Below are 16,394 nucleotides of genomic sequence, written 5' to 3'. Positions count from 1 at the left end.
AAGCGGTGGTACCGGAATGAACGCATTCTGTATTTCCTTATATTTGTTCAGATAATCATCACTGATGGCAGATGCCTGACACAAACGGCTCTGACAGCCTGCAGAGCCGTACACCCGGTCTGCGCGTGTGAGCCGGAGGATGGCTGTTTTACGGCAGTCCGTTTCGCGGGCAGGATATATCTCCGCGCCGTAACCGGAAGACGGTCACGGTAAATAATGTCAGACGCCGAGAATAATGAACCGGCGCGTCCTGCACATTGTCCGGAATCATATAAAGCGTCAGTCCGGGAAAAATGACCTGACGTTATTGTGCCAGCCGGGGAAGGACGGTTTTCGAAGGATAATCATGTTGTCACACAGTACCGCCGGGACAGGCCTGCAGAAACAGAACATCAGGCTCCGGAGAAGGCTGAACCTGCCAGCCACAGGAGGCGAGCAGTACGGCAAAGGCTGCCACGTTCCCGGTGATTCTGACCGGCACGGGGGCGGTCTGTTTCCCCTCCTCAGAGAACGCCTTTTCGAGTGCGGATTTGGGAATATACACAACACAGACATCCGGGGTAAGACGCTGGCGGCGCAGTCGGTCATCACATGACAACAGACCATGATTAAATTTCAGCCACCGGCCCCGGAGATAAAGGGTTTCAATTTCCTGTATGTGAACTGTATCAAATAATAAATAGCACTGAGTGATATATTAAACCCTCAGATAAAACTGTCCCTGACAGTAAAGATAAATTTACTTTTAATTAAGCTTAAGCCATGGTAAAAACAAACCGGTATTAATAACCCCAAAGGAATGAATATGTCAAAATACAACAAGCCCGTTTTTGTAAATGCACTCATTTCAGACAAGACGGTAAAAACAGCAAGTAAATTTATCGCATATAAAACGTGGAATGACCCCAGCCTCTGGTTTGCTGAAGTGACTGACAATGGGAATAACTTTTTCCACTGGCATCAGGGAAAAAGACATGAAGGTCACAAAGATACTATTATTAATTATATTTCCAGAGATGGCCAGAAATGGCAGGCAACCATTAAAGATTATGTTTTCTTTCACTCTCCTGAAGGTGACACCTCTCGTGGCCACCATGACACAGTGATTCATTATATCAGTGGCGATAATAATCTTTATGAGGGGAGTTTTGCTGAGTGGTATGATGAGTGACATGTTTTTACTCTGATATACACGATTAACCTGATGGTCAGGAAATTGAATCATCGCTTTAAAATATCCTGACCATAAATATCGGTGTCAGCAACTTATTACAAAACATTAACTATTTTATAGTTAATGTTTTGTAAGCAATATATTGTCCTTTTCAGGGAAATGTGCACGGTACCCGAATAGCTGAACGGTAATAAGGGCCCCGCAATCCGATGGCCTCATCATTTACTGTGTCGTCGTTTTGTCCCGGCTCTGCCAGGGGGTCGACGCTCAACCGTACGAGATCGTACGCCAGGTGTATTTTGTGAGCAGATTCAGCGAGTAAAGAAAACAACGGCTTTGTTTACTCTTTTCATTGATGCCAGTACCCACGTAGTTTCAGGTACTTCCAGCGTTAGTAAACCCGGTAATCACATCAACGTAAATCTGTTCGATAGCTCCGCGAATTTAAGGACTTAAGATCATATAGTTACGTCACAACGTACGTTTTCGTCCATTGGCCCTCAGGCCACAAAAAGAAACGGCATAACGTAACTTTATTACAAAAAGCGACAACCACCTTGAAAAACGCCGTTATTACCCGATCTCGATGGATGTTATTGGATGTTCTCCTTTCATGAAAATACGCAATCCCCTTATTTCACTCCCTGTATACTGTCAATATGACGGAAATAAGGGGCAAACGAATGAGTAAGTAGCAGGCTGAACTTTCTGAGATTCAGTAGCAGCATAATATGATACTGATGACAGTTCAGCGTTTTTTGAGCAATATCCATTTCTGCAGCAATACGACGGGCATTATTCAGCCTCAGAAAAGATGTGATTATTCTGTGTTGTGTTTTTGTAAAGTAAATTTTGGGGCTCCTGACATCATCTCCGTTAAACAGTACCTGAGAGAGGAGGGCAGCATGAACATCACGGGAAATGAAGATTACCATCTCCCCCGGAAACAACCGACTTACTCCGAAGGGTGAAAGAATAATAATCCGCGTGGGCTCCAGTCTTTTCAGGCATTCAGCCATCGGGTTGTGAAATATATTATTCATCAGGGTATCAATAATCACGACAGCCTTTCGGTGACGATGAAGACAGATATCCTGTTCCTGGCGTATATGAACACAAAATTTTGCCCCAGCCAGAGTGGATATTCCCTGAAAAAACATTCCGTCCTGTGTGACGATCAGATACACATGTTCGTTTTTTTTATTTGAACGCAACATAATCATGACGATTACGCCCCCATTTTATTTACCATTAATGGGATGTTCTGCAGAAATGCTATTTCTGCTCCCCTGAAAAGATAACCCTGCAGCCAGCAGTGTGGGGTACCGGCCAGAGTTAACAGGTGCTCCGGCTTCTCAATGCCCTCCACCACCACCTGACCAGCAAATCGCACCAGGTCGCGAATAACCTTCCCAAACAGAGCGGTATCTGTGTCATGACTCTGCCAGAAAAAGGATTTATCCATTTTTGCACCACTGAAAAAGCCCCTGACAAGCAGGTCGAAATTATTCAGGTGACCTGACCCAACATCATCCAGCCATAACGCAGCATGTTGCCGCAGTCGCCCCAGCAGTCTGTGCTTTTCCTTATCCGAAGATGAAAAACATTCATTGATTTCCAGCCTGACACAAGTCAGCTGTGAAAGAAGATTAAGGACATCTTCATCGCGAACCAGGCTCAGCGCCGTCTCCTCATCAAGATTCAGGGATGCGGCAATATCGTGACGGAGAAACCAGTCCCGGTATTGTCGGACACAACACAGCTGCCGGACAAAATTCAGCCATTTATATTCCGGCGTCAGAATATCAGTCACCTCATTCCAGGATATTCGTGTTCCTTCAGTGGTGGTAAATACAGTCAGTAATTCCACCGCTTTAAGACGCCCGGTCAGGGTGTAAACGGGTTCGCAGAGGTAGTGCTGTTTATATGACGTTATCATCTATTCCCTCTGTATTTTCTGCAATAAAGTCACCCGGCACGTTTTATTTTATGTGTCTCCAGACTGACGCCGGCACTTTATCGAACAGTCTGCCCATGGTCAGCTCTGCTCACCGGTGATCTGATGCAGAGTTAAAATGCTCCAGTTCATCGACAGAAAGCTGTCAGAAATACTTATTAACCAGTGTTTCCAGCTCACAGAGCGTTGTGCACTGGCTAAAGAGAATTAACCAGTCAGCCTTATTCATTTCGGTTTCTCCTCTGTGTTAAATTCTATTTATCCGGTTCACAGGTTTTCCGGAAGCTGGCAAAGCGTAGCTCGCGGATATTTATGTCCGTGGTGATGCCGGTAAAGGGATAACCGCTTTTTTCTCTGTCTCAGAAACAGACTGAAACTCTGCTTTTTAACATTTTTATTTTGCGTTTGAGTATTTCAGCAGGCGCCGGACTCATTTGCCTGCTGTGCTACTGCACCCGGAAGCCTTATCCGGGAATTTGTCCGGATAGTCATTTCGTTAATGTCAGTAAGCATATGTGTGAAAAAACACTTACTGATAAGTAATGGTATAGGTCAGACTGGTACTTACACTCCCCCCCTGAACGGTACTGCTGGTCCGGATTATCCTGGCCCCCAGTGGAAAACTGACGGTACCACTGCTGTCACCCACAGCCGGTGTCACAATGATGCTGCCGTTCAGGTTCTGTGCGATATAGGTCCCTGACTGTTTTGATGCAACCTGAACGCCAAAGCCTGTCGCCGTGGCTGAACTGTCCAGCCCCACAATGCCATTCACGGCATCAATGGCAGATGTATTGGGTGTCAGTGTCATGGTCAGTCTGTTGGGGGCTATACTTCCTGACTGGGAAAGCGTGCCAGAACTGGCACCGGACTGAATATTATATTGGGTGTAACTGCCGTTACTGTTATTCCCGAGAAACGCTGAGCATCCTGTCAGGGTCACAGGGGTATCTGTCCATGACGTTGCATCTCCCTGATTTTTTAGCACGGTTGTGTTGGTGGTCCCAAGGTCCCAAGTAAAGTTGGGTGTGGTACAGGACGGGGACTGCAGGGTAAAACCACCGGTAATGGTGTGATATGCAGCTCTGACCGGGATATTATCTGCATCCATGGCATCAATTCTTATCTGAGGAAATAATGCGGTATTGACAGAGCCGGCGGTAATGGGACCCATTTTGACCAGTTCAATAGTGAAATCCAGCCACCCTCCCGAGTTAATCTGTCCACTCAGGTAAGTGGTATTGAAAGGATAGTATTTGTTTTCAAAAGGATTACGAAAACGCACCCCCAGTCCTTCTATTCCCGTCTGGTAGATATTGCTCTGTCCCGGGTACAGCGTGCCCCCCAGAGTACTCATTCTGACGTAAGCATTTGCATTAGTGCAACTGGCCACCACAGTGCCAAATCCTCTTACCTGCTGTACGCGGATATTACTGCCAGTGGGAAACTCTGAGCCGGCACTGAATGTGGCGGCCTGGAGCGGGACCTGGACGGTATACTGCCCACCCGTGGTACAAACTGCGAGTGCGTGGCTGGCAGTAAGCATCCCGCAGATGGCCAGCGCAGCACGAAGTAACCGCCGGACTGTATTGAAATGCAGTCGTCTGTACATATTTTCTCCTTTGTCCGCAGAAGCGGTGTCGGTGTCATTTTTAGAATGACTGTTTGCAGGTATAGGTAATTTGTTGCATGGCTCTGGTCTCCTCCGTCACACTGAAAGGCATAATGCAGGTGGTCGCTTTCCCCCCTCCCTTCACCGTGGCGAACAACCGCCCAGTCTTGTCGCTCACCCGGGCATATACGGTTCCCCCCTGGCCTGACATGCCGACGGGGTTACCCTGACTGTCCGTGACCGTGGCGCCAAAGGGGAGTCCATCTTCAGGCCGGTCCGGCGTCAGTAAGAGGGCATAACCCTGTTGTGTGGCAAACTCCGCCACCACCACTGCACCGGCTCGCGGTATAACATTCCGGGTGGTACTTTCCAGCTCCACACGGTCTGACAGGCCTTTCGGGTCAAGACTGACCTGATTTCGCTGATACGGCATTGACGCCGGCATCACAGCATTGCCCCAGTGGTCCAGTTTCAGCCCCGGATAACTGCTCACTTCTGCCCCTGCTGCCCCCGGGGCATTGACCACGACCCAGGTGTCACCTGTGTAAGGTGTCAGTGTCACCCCGTGAGGGTGGGCCACCACCGCCCCGGACAGTCCTGCAGACAGAGTGCGATTATCCCTGCCGGCCCCGGCAGAAGCATTTATGGATGTCCACGGGGACAGATACTGTCCACTGACGCTGGCGGTACTGCCTCCCTGCTCGCTGTGGGTGCCTGACACGCCCCAGTTCATCTCCTGTCTTTCACCCGCCGTTCCGGCCAGTGAAACCTGCTCTGCCAGACCAGCGCCACTGTCATGGGATACCGCCGAACTGAACGTCACCGGATGTTCCTCACCCAGCGGGACGCTGAAGGATACCAGCCAGCTGGTTTGCATACTTCCTTCCGGAGCCCGGTTACGCGCTGCCGTCAGCGAGTAACTCACCCGCTTCCAGCGGCTGGAATAACCGAACTGGTACTGCATGTCATTACCGGCACGGTCCCAGTAGTTCTGCGACAGACCCGTGACAGACAGGGTCCCCCAGCCTTCAGCCAGGCCCTGGCTCAGGGTCAGGCTGTAACGGTTTTTGGTTCTGTAAAGCACACCGGCTGAAACCACATCGCCTTTTTGCAGATTCTGGTACTCCATGGCCTGCGCAAAATCCAGATAATCGCGCGTGGAAAAACGGTAGGCGGCCAGCGCGATATTGCTCTGTGTGTCAGAGACCAGCTTGTTGTAGGTGATACGATAACTCTGCCCGCTCAGCGTATCCCTGACCGTGGAGGTTCTGGCCTGTGTCACATCGAGGGCCAGGGCCCCCAGCGGAGTCGACACCGCACTGCCGGCCTGAAACGACTGGTAACCGTCACTGAACTGCCCGCCGCCGTACAACGTCAGGGTGTTGGTGATACCCTGCTGCCAGGAGGCCTGATAAAAAGGCTGACCATCCCGTCCGTCCGGCCGACGGTACTTTCCCGCCACCGCTTCATACCGGGAAGCCCCCGGACGCAGCAGGTCTGCCACCGACGCGTAAGGCACCAGAAACGTACTTTCGCTGCCATCGGCTTCACGAACGGTCACACTGAGGTCACCGCCATAACCGGTGGGATACAGGTCGTTAATCACAAAAGCTCCCGCCGGAACGGTGGTCTCATAAATGACATTGCCACCCTGACGGACGGTCACGCGCGCGCTGCTGCGTGCAATACCACGTATGTCGGGGGCATAACCCCGTTGTGATTCCGGCAGCATCTGGTCATCGCTGAATAATGACACGCCGGTAAAGGACAGTGAGTCAAACAGACGCCCGGAGGTGTTCGCCTGGCCGGCCAGAAAACGCCCCCGAACCGGTGTGACGTCATGCTGAATATAGGTGTTAATGCTCTGATACCGGCTGCCGCTGCCTGTCTGACTGGTCAGGCTACCATTATGACGCAGATACCAGCCCCCCACGTTGACGCCGCTGTTCAGACTCAGATACTGCGAGTTAAAGGTCTCCCCGCCGGATTCTGACTGGTAGGCGCTGGCGTTATACGCGGTAAAGGCCGCCAGACTGCCGTTCTGCCACAGGGAGGGCGGCACACTGCCGCGGGCTGTTTTCTCCATATCCTCCTGGGGGACGGCAATGACCAGCTTTTGCTGACCGCTGTCCCATGTCAGGCGTGCAGAGGGGATAACCTGCTCCACAGGGGTACACTGTCCGGCAGTTAATTTGTCGGTATTGTGCAGGGCGGAAGCCCGGACATTCAGACGTGCCAGCAGTGCCGGTGTCATGCATACCGCCACCTTTCCGTCAGCCATTTTGCTGAAGGTCAGTTTTTCTGTACCCAGCAGCTCATCATTCAGCCAGACATCAGTCAGATACTCCCCGGCCAGCATGCCGTTGCTTCGTGAAAATTGCTGCAGATCCACACCGGCTGTATAGGCACTGTCCAGGAAGGTGGTGTTAAACTCCACATCTCCGGGGGCTGTATCTGCCGCTATCGCGGATGTGGTGGTGATGACCATCAGGCAGACAGATATCCGGGCAACGGGCCGCCCTGCCGACAGCAGCTCAGCAAGAAGTGTTTTACACATGTTGGCTCTCCCCTCTACAGACGACTTACCGGGGCGGTAACCGAAGCACCGTAATCATTCATCGCATCAACAGTCACACTGTCTGCATTCACTCCGGTGGGAAGACTAAATTCCGCACTGCCGTTCGGGGCCAGCATATCGGCAGGTATGGACGTTTTTTTACCGCCACGGTTCAGGGTGACGGCCACGGCAGAAACGTAATACGGCGTCGGGTTGCTCAGGACGATTTTATTTCCCATTGCATGCCAGCGTAGCTGTGCAATGGCATCCTGTGCCCCTTTGTCATCCAGCCCGGCCGGACGGTAAAAAAGCTTGATGCGTGAGCGGAAAGCCACCTGCACCTGATTGCTGCCCTTCTCCCCGACAGGCGGAATTTCCAGTACATTGAGCCAGTAGACACTTTCGCGATCGGCCGGCAGCGGGGTACCGGTATAGGACAGACGCAGCGTCTGACCTGCATCTGCATTGACCCGCGTCAGGGGCGGCGTGAGAATAAACGGGGTGCGCAGGGTATCCGGGCGGATATCCGGATGGCCATCGTCCGTCCAGCTCTGAAGGAGAACCGGATATTTACCCGGGTTGGTTATCTGCACACTGACATCCTTTTCCGCGGCGTGATAAATCACCCGTGTGGCACTGATTTGTATACTGGCAAACGCTGCCGGTATACCGGCAACCAGGAGTAACGCTGTTGCGGGAAAGAAACGTGTCAGTGTCATGATGGTAAACCTTTAAAGGGGGAACCCCTTTCAGGGTTCCCGGATATTATTTATAAATAACGGAATAAGTGACGGAAGAGGTCACAGCTCCCGCGCCTGCCGTCCCGGTGGCGTAATAACGCACCGCATACGGCAGGGTGACGGTCGCACCGGCTATCGGGATAAAACCCGCGTTATTCTGGTTGCTGTTGCCGATATTCACCGGCGTATAGTTTTGCGAGCCATCCAGCAACTCAAGCTGAACCGCCGTGGCGGCCCCCGACGCTGCCGTGTTCTTTAGCCGTCCGCTGGCTGAGTCGACGGTTGCGCCATTTTCAAAATAAGCCCGTAAATTCCCGGCCGCATTACATCCCGAAATGGTGACGGTAAATCCGGTCTGGCCGGCATTATTACCGGCCGCGGCCAGACTGGATGCCTGAACGGTCGGTAATATAACGGTGGCGTTATTACCGCCGCCGTTAATACTGGCATTACAGGTGACTGAGCTTAAACGTCCGGAAAAATTAATATTTCCGGTGCCATCAGCCTGGGCTGTAAAAGGCAGTATAAATAAAAGTGATGCAGGCAGGATATTACGCATGCCGACTCTCCCTTTAAATTGCAGGATATAAGTCAACTTAATGTTATTAATTATAAATCAGGGAATAGGTGACGCTGGATGTCACCGCCCCTGCAGTGGCTGCCCCGGTAGCATAATAACGGACCGAATACGGCAGGGTGGCATTGCCGCCAGAAATAGCCACGAAATTACCGGTGTTCTGAGCAATATCTCCGGCTTTAATCGGAGTATTGCCGGTGCCGTCCACGAGTTCCAGAACCACATTGGACGCCCCACCTGCGGTGGTGTTAATCAGCCGGCCGTTGGCGTCGACATTGGGACCTTTTTCAAAGAATGCCTTAACAGTGCCTGCGCCGGTCGGGTTGGTGGCTGCACATCCGGTCACATCCATTTTAAAGGCAGTCTGACCAGCAGTATTCCCCGCCGTACCCAGAACATTAGCCTGAACTGTCGGCAGTGCAACAGCCGCGGCGGTGGCACCGGTTGCCCCGTTTACGGTGGCGTTACAGGTCTGATTATTTACTGCGCCGGTGAAGTTAATGGTGCCATTCCCCGCCGCCTGAACGGCAGAGACAACAAATACGCCGCCCAGGGCAGCAATAGCGATGATTTTTTTCATAATGTCTTTCCTGAAAATTAAAACGGGTTGCGGTGCTTTTCCTGGAAACCTCATTTTCCTGAAAAGCTGAACTTATTATCACTGGAAATAAAAAAATAGCAATATGGTGTTTTTTGATAAATAACGAGGGGTAAATAAATGTATTATTCAAAAAATAAACCAGGTTATTACTTTTATATCAGAGGCTGTAAATAAAAATGTCAACTTTCGGACAATAGTGACATTTCAGGATAAATGGATAAGAGATAAACACATACAGAAAAAGTGGATACAGGATACCAGGCTGCATAAAATTCGCATAAATATGCAAAAAAAAGGTGCAAAATTTTTTCCCAATACAAGCAAAAAAAAACAGGTCAGACCTTCATGGCGCTCTGAAGCCTGCTGCAGGCGAATCTCAGATACGAAATGGACAGTCAGAATCCCTGTCATTGAACGACATACTGTGGTTGCGAATACAAAAGGCGCACGACGCTAAAACTGAAGGGGACCATGGCGGACCATGTTGGGGAATTCGAAACATGTTCACCGGGAACGACAAAATTTGAGTACAAAACGCCTGAACCTGTGTCCCTGCGCCGGAAGGGCCAGGAATGGACTGACAGAGGTGTGTTTTTTATCCCCACCCGACAAGCTGGTTACGGAAACATATAACTTAATGATTTTATTTTTTTAAGGTGGTGGGCTTTTTTTTGCTTTTTTACTCCTGCTGCTGATTTTCATTCGTACGTGTATAGTTATTACGTACAGCGATGCCTGAAAATCGTTGACTGTTTATCATTATCATTTAAGGAGATGCAGTATGGATATCAAAACCTGGTTATCTCAACAGTCTCATGCAGCAACTTCCGTTTTTCACCTGGGCCGTTATTGTGAACAGTGGAAAGCCTCAAGTTATGAAACCGGCAATGCAAGCTTCCATGTAGTACTGGAGGGAGAATGCTGGCTTTCTCTGGGGGAAAAACAGGGCGACACTGCACTTTCAGAAGGTGACATCGTCTTTTTTTTTTCCTGTATTCCTTTCAGTCTTCAGTCATCCCCCTCTTTCTCCCCGGAAGCATTGCCCGAAAAAGCAATGTTGCCTTTCGGTGATGCTGTAACGAATGAAACTGCTCTGTTGTGTGGTTTTTTACACCCCAAAAACCCACAAAGTGAGTTGTTGTTCGCCATGATGCCTGAATATCTGCTCATCAGACCTGAAATGAGAGGCAGTGCAAGGATTCGCACATTACTCGAGTTGTTAAAGCTTGAATGTCTGCATTCTGGTACTGACAGCGAACTGGCTATTACCCGGTTAACCGACCTGTTACTGGTCTATGTCATTGAAGAGGTGATGGCGGAACATCTTGTCGATGTTAATTTGCTGCTGGCTTCCCGGCAAAAAGAGTTTGCTGCGCTGTTTCTGGATATCGTCAGAAACCCGCATGAGGAGTGGTCAATTGAGTATATGGCTGAACGTTTGCAGATGAGTCGTTCTACATTCATCAGGAAGATACAGAGTATCAGTGGTTATAGTCCGAATGAGCTGGTCATGCGGTTGCGTGTTAATGTCGCAGTAAACCTGCTAAGGAGGGGGCATACCGTGGATATTGTTGCGCCTCGAGTGGGTTATGAGTCACTCCCCGGTTTTTATAAAGCCTTCAAAAAAATCACCGCCTCCACCCCCGCGGAGTGCGCCAGAATGTTCTCTGTTGCTGATCAGAACAGAGCATATCAGTAAAGTCTGTCATAAACCGAACCGCAAAGCCGGCGTCCTGTTTCTGCAGGTAAATCCCGGCTGTACTGCCTGAGAGCGTTACCCGGCAATCACAACCCCTCCTCGCCCGGAGCAATAACGTCAGGTCATTTTTTCCGGGCCGACCACACAGCGTTTGGGAACGCTGTAACGATTGCCGCCAACTTCGATATAGCTGTCCCAGGACACATGGCGGATGTCGAAGTGGCTGGTATCGAAGTCCGTATCTGGCAGCGGCTGCAGATGCTCCTGTTCCAGCGCGAAGCGCTGCTCTGGTGTTTGTCTGAACTGGCGAAGCTCCCGTTTATCAGCAACTTCAGCCATTCACTGCTCCAGTTGATGATTTACATGGGTGACGCTGTCGAACCTGCGGTACCGGACGAAGAAGCTCTCCTTAAGATATTTCACCATCCGTTTCACTTTGCCTTTGGTTCTGGCCCTGCGAGGACGGCAGGCCCGGGCAGGAAGTCATAGTGGTCGGCCAGCAACAGGAACCCGGAGTTGAACACCACTTTCCCGTTGTTATTCTTCAGCACCGCGGCTTTCTGGTTATCAACCAGCACCGTTTTTACACTGCCACCAAAGTAGCGGAAGGCGCGAACCAGAGACTCGTAGGTGTGCTCAGCATCCTGCTTTGGCGCGGCGAAGACATGGAAGCGGCGGGAGAACCCCAGCGTATTAACCGCGAAGTTAACTTTGCACCGTTTCCCGGCAACCTCCACCTCGACTTCGCCCCAGTCGTGCTCGAGGTGGTATCCGTTTTCTTTTTTGTCTGATGAGCGTGCGAAGGGGAAGAGTTGATATGAGACGACAATCGTGTGTATTGCTCTGAGTTCTGGCTGGACATCAGGAATAAATTGTTGCTCACCCCCGGTGATGAGTTTTGAAAAAATACTCTTTGTGTCAGTATGATGGGGTTCTTTACATTTCCGGGATTCAATAAACAGAGGTCTTACTGATGTCAGCGGATATGATTTCAACTAAAACGCCTGCAATTGATAAAGCTGCCAGAATATTTCATTTTATTGCGGAAAAAGGATCCGCGTCATACAGTGAAGTTCACCAGAATGTCGGATTACCTCAAAGCACGACGTCTGCGTTACTCGCCAGTCTCACTGCCCATGGTTTTTTGAGACAAAAAAACAGTCGGTATTTTCTGGGCCTGATTTTCTACGAACTGGGTAACAAATCCATACAGGATTTTGATTTTCGTGAACTGGCTGAGGAATCACTCATTTTTCTTCGTGACCGGACACGTCTTGCCTGTCATCTTGGTATTCTGGACGGCAATACGGGCATTTATCTGGCAAAAAAAGAGAGCAGGAATGCGATTATTGTTCGCAGCTGGACCGGGAAACGTCTTTCCCTGCACAGCTCTTCTCTGGGAAAAGTGCTGCTTGCCTGGCTACCGGAGGACAGAGTGGATGCCCTTTTACCTGATGAGCGGCTTCCTGCATTCACAGCCCGCACAATCACCACCCGAACAGCGTTAAAGACAGAACTGGATTTGATTCGCCGTCAGGGATGGGCGTTTGATAATCAGGAGGATGTCGATGATGTCACCTGTATCGCTGCCCCGGTGTTTGACAGGAACCATCATGTCGTTGCGGCAATAAGTCTATCCGGCGTGCGCTTCCAGATGCCTGAAGATAAAATACCTGAATACTCAAAAGAGGTCATGAAAGCAGCAGAAATCATGTCTGAGAAATTAGCCGGGATTTGATGCCACCCGTCTGCCGCTCCTGATAAGCGGCAGACGGACATCTCTGTCAGGTTGTTCTGAATCGTGCAGCGCAGTGTTTTGCCCACAGCGCGGTAATGACCGGTACAACAATGGAAGTGATCACCACGCAGGATGCAACCAGTGTGGTTGCCGCCGGAGCGGCTTCAGCAAAATCCGGGGCAATCTCTGCGACCAGTAGCGGTGTGGCGACTGCTGCACCGGCGGTGCTTGACGCAGCAATACCTGCTGTACCACGCCCCTTACCCAACACGATATCCATAATAATCAAAGGTACACCCGTGATGACGATCACCGCCAGTGCCATGATGATCCCCAGCAGTCCGGTATCAATAATGACGCCAAGATTAATAGTGTTACCCAGAGCAAAGGCAAAGAACGGGATCAGACTTTTCGTGGCTTTTGAAAACAGCTCCCGGAGATCGGGGTCAAGGTTACCCAGTATAAACCCGATTAGGAAAGGAATAAGCACCCCCGCCAGATGTTCGGGTTCAAAGGTAGCCAGTCCGGCAGAGCCCAGAATAATCATGGTCATCAACGGACCGGATTCGAGTGCAATAAGGACAGAGGCTCCCGCTTCCTCTTTTGTACCGTATTCCTGCATCAGCGAAGCATAGAGTCCGGCATTGGTCATATCCATCGCAGCGACAATGGCGAGAACGGATAATCCTGCAAAGAACCCCGTTTTGACCATTCCATCTTCCGGTAACAGCTGGGCAAAAATAAAGGCACAGGCCCAGGCTGTACCCGTTTTGGTGGCAACCAGCGTTCCGGATTTTTTGAGAACGGTGCCGGTGGCACTGATTTTGATTGATGCCCCCATACAGAACAACCACACCGCCAGAATGGGCACCACACCGGTGATCATGCCGTTAGTGAACGAACCAAAATATTTTCCTGTACCGGGCCAGAAAGTGTGCAATACAGCCCCGAGAAACAGAGGGACCAGCATCATCCCGCCCGGGATTTTTTCAACCGATTTTTTTATGTTCATTATGTTCCCTGTTTAATGTTCGTTGTGCTGTCGTCAAAGCACCATCACTGCCTCAATTTCAATCACTGCATTTTGCGGCAGGGCTGCGATACCGAGTGTTGCCCTTGCCGGATAAGGTTCGGTGAAATACTCAGACATAATGGCATTGAACCGGGGAAACTGGCTCACATCGGTCAGATACGCATTCAGCCTGACGATATCTCTGAAGCTTCCTCCGGCGGCTTCTGCAACAGCCTGCAGATTTTTAAACGCCTGATGCGCCTGAGCATCAAAGCATAAAGAAACGACGGCCATAGTCCGCGGATCGAAACCCACCTGACCGGCAAGATAGACCGTTTGCCCTGCTTTCACAGCCTGAGAGAGCGCCCCGACGGGTTTCGGAGCATTATCGGTATAAATGATTTCTTTATTCATTTCTTCCTGTCTCCGGGATGTTAAATACCAAGCAGGCTGTCCAGGCTTGCGGCCTGAGAAGTCGTTAACTGGCCATTATGATTACGGGAAGCCGGACTCATGTACCCATATTTTCTGGAAATCGCAGTTTTGATGGTACTGACAAAATCATCACCGATAGTATAAATCTCTGATAATCTTCCTGTTTCCTGATGCAGTCCGGCGACTTCAGCCAGATTGCCCTCGTTGTAGGCCTGCATGATCTGAGCAAACAGTTCCGGTACGACGTTGTTTAAGCCGGACAGCACACCCGCGCCACCGTTCATGAGAGTGGGAACAAAATATTCATCAAATCCGGCAAATACGGAGAAATCCTCTCTCAGAGGCTTTACCTGACGGATGATGGCGCGTGTATGAGAAGCACAGTCCACAGTGTCTTTAATACCAATGAAACGCGGACAGGTTTGCGCCAGCTCTCTGACAATTGCGGCATCAACATCACAACCGGTGCGGGCCGGGAAATTATAAATAAACCAGTCTCCGGCAAGCTTACTGTCAAGCGACTGAAAATAACTCAGTAACTGGCGGGGGGTCTGGGCGTAATAATACTGGGGAAGTATCATCACAGCGTCATAGCCATTCTCATAGGCCACATCAGCCAGATGAAGTGTGTCTTCTTCAACCGTGGAGGAAACATGGGCAATCATGGGGAGATCACTCATCTTTCGGCACTCCCGTATAAGCATCAGCCGTTCTTTAATGCTCATTGTGGCAAACTCGCCGATAGTTCCTGACAGCAAAACCCCGTTAATCCCCGAATCAGACAGACGCGCCATATGCTTTTCCAGCGCCGTCAGGTCAATCTGACCATTGTCTCCAAACGGAATAACTGAAGGGCAGATTGCCCCGAAGAACTTCATTTTTTCAACCATTTATAACTCCTTTTATTTTCTGTCCGTATCCTGCCCAGCTGATGTCGTAGGACAACGTGAATACTGAGCCGCCACAAACACCATCACCATGAACACAAATTCAGTATATTGGCGCTAAACAAAAGAATGCAATTCAATGAGTGGAAAATGTGCGTCAGTTCATGAAATAAACAGTTAAACAGGTGTTTTTCGTCAACATCAGGCCAGCATTCAATCTGCTGAGTGTCTGGCTTGTGTATAACGGACATCGCGTTGAGCTGAGAGGCGAATCAGTGCGTAAACCGGCGCAAGCCGTTCAGACGACTTAAAATCAAAGTAAGAAATAACCAGCGCGAGAAGCGCGTTCGAAATCACCAGCATCACTGACCGGAATAATCGGAATACGCAGCTCATAACCATGCTGCGATACCCACAAATAAGTGGCCCAAGGATAATTAATTTTATTTTCTGACAAACAGCTAATATTGTAATTTTATGTCAATACAAAAAAAGCATTGCCCCAACAAACCCTGTGTCATTACTGACTCCCCTCCGCCCCTCAAAGAAAACAATTAAAACCATTAAATTCAATCTATTAAAATTTTATTGCACACTAATAAATACATAAGGTTATCAATCATGCGATATGGTTATAAATAATTCACCGGATACTTCACTTTCCTGATAACGCCTTACAGATATAGTGCGCAAAAAGGAGGATTTATGTCTTTACTACGCACATTAATACCGGTTGCCCGGTCAATTGTTATCGTAATGTTGGTGATATTCATCGCTCAGGTTGTAATCGGAAAAAAAGAAATCAATATCGGATTTGCCGTGATCCCGGTACTGCCTATGTTATTTGCCGTGATGATAGGAATGTTTATCACGTCTTCTTTTATGCTCTCTAAAATAAAAGTCTGGGGAAAATGTTTTTCAAAAGAAGAAGAGTCATTCTGCAGCAAAATGGTGGGGTACTGCCTGCTGATTCTGGGAACGCAGTATGCCGGGATGATCGTGCCTAATCTGGAGATGATCGTAAAGATCGGTGTGCCCCTGCTGTTGCAGGAAATCGGTAATCTGCTGCCGGTTCTGGTCGCTGTTCCCCTGGCGGTCCGGTTTGGACTGTCCCGACGCGCCATAGGAGCCTGTTCTTCAATCAGCCGGGAACCTTCCATTGCTGTGATTCAGTCAAAGTTTGGCACCGGCTCACAGGAGTATATCGGGGTACTGGCCATTTATTTATGCGGCTCTGTCATTGGTACCCTGTGGTTCAGCGTCCTTGGCAGTCTTGCTCCGCTGACAGGTCTGCATCCGCTCGCCCTGGCCGCCGGCTCCGGGGTGGGCTCAGGTTCAATGCTCAGTGCCGCCTCAGGGGCCCTCATTAACGGGCTGGATGCAGATATGGCGCAGAAGGTTCTGA

The 16,394-nt window shown here is 49.9% G+C and carries 15 protein-coding genes and 2 pseudogenes; 4 read left to right on the top strand and 13 right to left on the bottom strand.

What is annotated here, in order from left to right:
* Positions 1 to 352: 352 nt before the first annotated feature.
* Positions 353 to 544 carry a hypothetical protein gene (locus tag ACU8YC_RS24005; RefSeq protein WP_446895827.1) on the bottom strand — a complete coding sequence of 64 codons (192 nt, stop codon included), beginning with the start codon at positions 542 to 544 and terminating at the stop codon, positions 353 to 355.
* Positions 545 to 805: 261 nt separating this feature from the next.
* Between ACU8YC_RS24005 and ACU8YC_RS24000 the strand changes: the two genes are divergently transcribed.
* Positions 806 to 1,171, top strand: a complete 366-nt coding sequence (locus ACU8YC_RS24000; protein WP_446895826.1) for a DUF4751 family protein — start codon at positions 806 to 808, stop codon at positions 1,169 to 1,171.
* A 635-nt stretch (positions 1,172 to 1,806) separates the two neighbouring features.
* Here ACU8YC_RS24000 and ACU8YC_RS23995 read toward each other — a convergent pair.
* The 8 genes and pseudogenes from ACU8YC_RS23995 to ACU8YC_RS23960 form a co-directional block, all read right to left on the bottom strand.
* Positions 1,807 to 2,397 (bottom strand): hypothetical protein, encoded by a 591-nt coding sequence (locus tag ACU8YC_RS23995; RefSeq protein ID WP_446895825.1) that lies wholly within the window; start codon positions 2,395 to 2,397, stop codon positions 1,807 to 1,809.
* A 5-nt stretch (positions 2,398 to 2,402) separates the two neighbouring features.
* Positions 2,403 to 3,113 carry an EAL domain-containing protein gene (locus ACU8YC_RS23990; protein WP_446895824.1) on the bottom strand — a complete coding sequence of 237 codons (711 nt, stop codon included), beginning with the start codon at positions 3,111 to 3,113 and terminating at the stop codon, positions 2,403 to 2,405.
* Between the two features lie 43 nt (positions 3,114 to 3,156).
* Positions 3,157 to 3,222: pseudogene (locus ACU8YC_RS23985) on the bottom strand (Hha/YmoA family nucleoid-associated regulatory protein); the annotation flags it as partial.
* Between the two features lie 438 nt (positions 3,223 to 3,660).
* Positions 3,661 to 4,743, bottom strand: a complete 1,083-nt coding sequence (locus tag ACU8YC_RS23980) for a fimbrial protein (RefSeq protein ID WP_446895823.1) — start codon at positions 4,741 to 4,743, stop codon at positions 3,661 to 3,663.
* A gap of 40 nt (positions 4,744 to 4,783) precedes the next feature.
* A complete protein-coding gene (locus ACU8YC_RS23975; RefSeq protein WP_446895822.1) occupies positions 4,784 to 7,300 on the bottom strand; it encodes a fimbria/pilus outer membrane usher protein in 2,517 nt (838 codons plus the stop codon).
* A gap of 14 nt (positions 7,301 to 7,314) precedes the next feature.
* Positions 7,315 to 8,019 (bottom strand): fimbrial biogenesis chaperone, encoded by a 705-nt coding sequence (locus tag ACU8YC_RS23970; RefSeq protein ID WP_446895821.1) that lies wholly within the window; start codon positions 8,017 to 8,019, stop codon positions 7,315 to 7,317.
* A 46-nt stretch (positions 8,020 to 8,065) separates the two neighbouring features.
* On the bottom strand, positions 8,066 to 8,599 hold the full coding sequence (locus tag ACU8YC_RS23965) for a fimbrial protein (protein ID WP_446895820.1): 534 nt from the start codon (positions 8,597 to 8,599) through the stop codon (positions 8,066 to 8,068).
* A gap of 46 nt (positions 8,600 to 8,645) precedes the next feature.
* On the bottom strand, positions 8,646 to 9,197 hold the full coding sequence (locus ACU8YC_RS23960) for a fimbrial protein (RefSeq protein WP_446895819.1): 552 nt from the start codon (positions 9,195 to 9,197) through the stop codon (positions 8,646 to 8,648).
* A gap of 802 nt (positions 9,198 to 9,999) precedes the next feature.
* On the opposite strand from ACU8YC_RS23960, the gene ACU8YC_RS23955 reads away from it, so the two are divergent.
* Complete coding sequence (locus ACU8YC_RS23955) at positions 10,000 to 10,917, top strand: cupin domain-containing protein (protein ID WP_446895818.1); 918 nt, start codon at positions 10,000 to 10,002, stop codon at positions 10,915 to 10,917.
* Positions 10,918 to 11,050: 133 nt separating this feature from the next.
* Here the strand turns inward: ACU8YC_RS23955 and istA are convergent.
* A pseudogene (gene istA / locus ACU8YC_RS23950) lies at positions 11,051 to 11,690 on the bottom strand (IS21 family transposase); the annotation flags it as partial.
* Between the two features lie 200 nt (positions 11,691 to 11,890).
* On the opposite strand from istA, the gene ACU8YC_RS23945 reads away from it, so the two are divergent.
* The gene (locus ACU8YC_RS23945; RefSeq protein ID WP_446895817.1) at positions 11,891 to 12,655 is read left to right on the top strand and encodes an IclR family transcriptional regulator; all 765 of its coding nucleotides are present in this window, start codon (positions 11,891 to 11,893) and stop codon (positions 12,653 to 12,655) included.
* A 46-nt stretch (positions 12,656 to 12,701) separates the two neighbouring features.
* Here ACU8YC_RS23945 and kdgT read toward each other — a convergent pair whose 3' ends face one another.
* Genes kdgT through ACU8YC_RS23930 form a run of 3 tightly spaced genes read right to left on the bottom strand, consistent with a single transcriptional unit; the run spans position 12,702 to position 14,992 of the window.
* A complete protein-coding gene (kdgT, locus tag ACU8YC_RS23940; RefSeq protein ID WP_336284935.1) occupies positions 12,702 to 13,667 on the bottom strand; it encodes a 2-keto-3-deoxygluconate transporter in 966 nt (321 codons plus the stop codon).
* Positions 13,668 to 13,700: 33 nt separating this feature from the next.
* Positions 13,701 to 14,081 (bottom strand): Rid family detoxifying hydrolase, encoded by a 381-nt coding sequence (locus ACU8YC_RS23935; protein ID WP_446895816.1) that lies wholly within the window; start codon positions 14,079 to 14,081, stop codon positions 13,701 to 13,703.
* Between the two features lie 20 nt (positions 14,082 to 14,101).
* Complete coding sequence (locus tag ACU8YC_RS23930) at positions 14,102 to 14,992, bottom strand: dihydrodipicolinate synthase family protein (protein ID WP_446895815.1); 891 nt, start codon at positions 14,990 to 14,992, stop codon at positions 14,102 to 14,104.
* A gap of 702 nt (positions 14,993 to 15,694) precedes the next feature.
* On the opposite strand from ACU8YC_RS23930, the gene ACU8YC_RS23925 reads away from it, so the two are divergent.
* Positions 15,695 to 16,394 (top strand): DUF3100 domain-containing protein (locus ACU8YC_RS23925; protein ID WP_446895814.1); only part of this gene is annotated, 700 nt, incomplete at its 3' end.

It is taken from the genome of Citrobacter sp. VF227, assembly GCF_052950715.1.
This window is presented reverse-complemented; position numbering and strand designations above follow the sequence as displayed.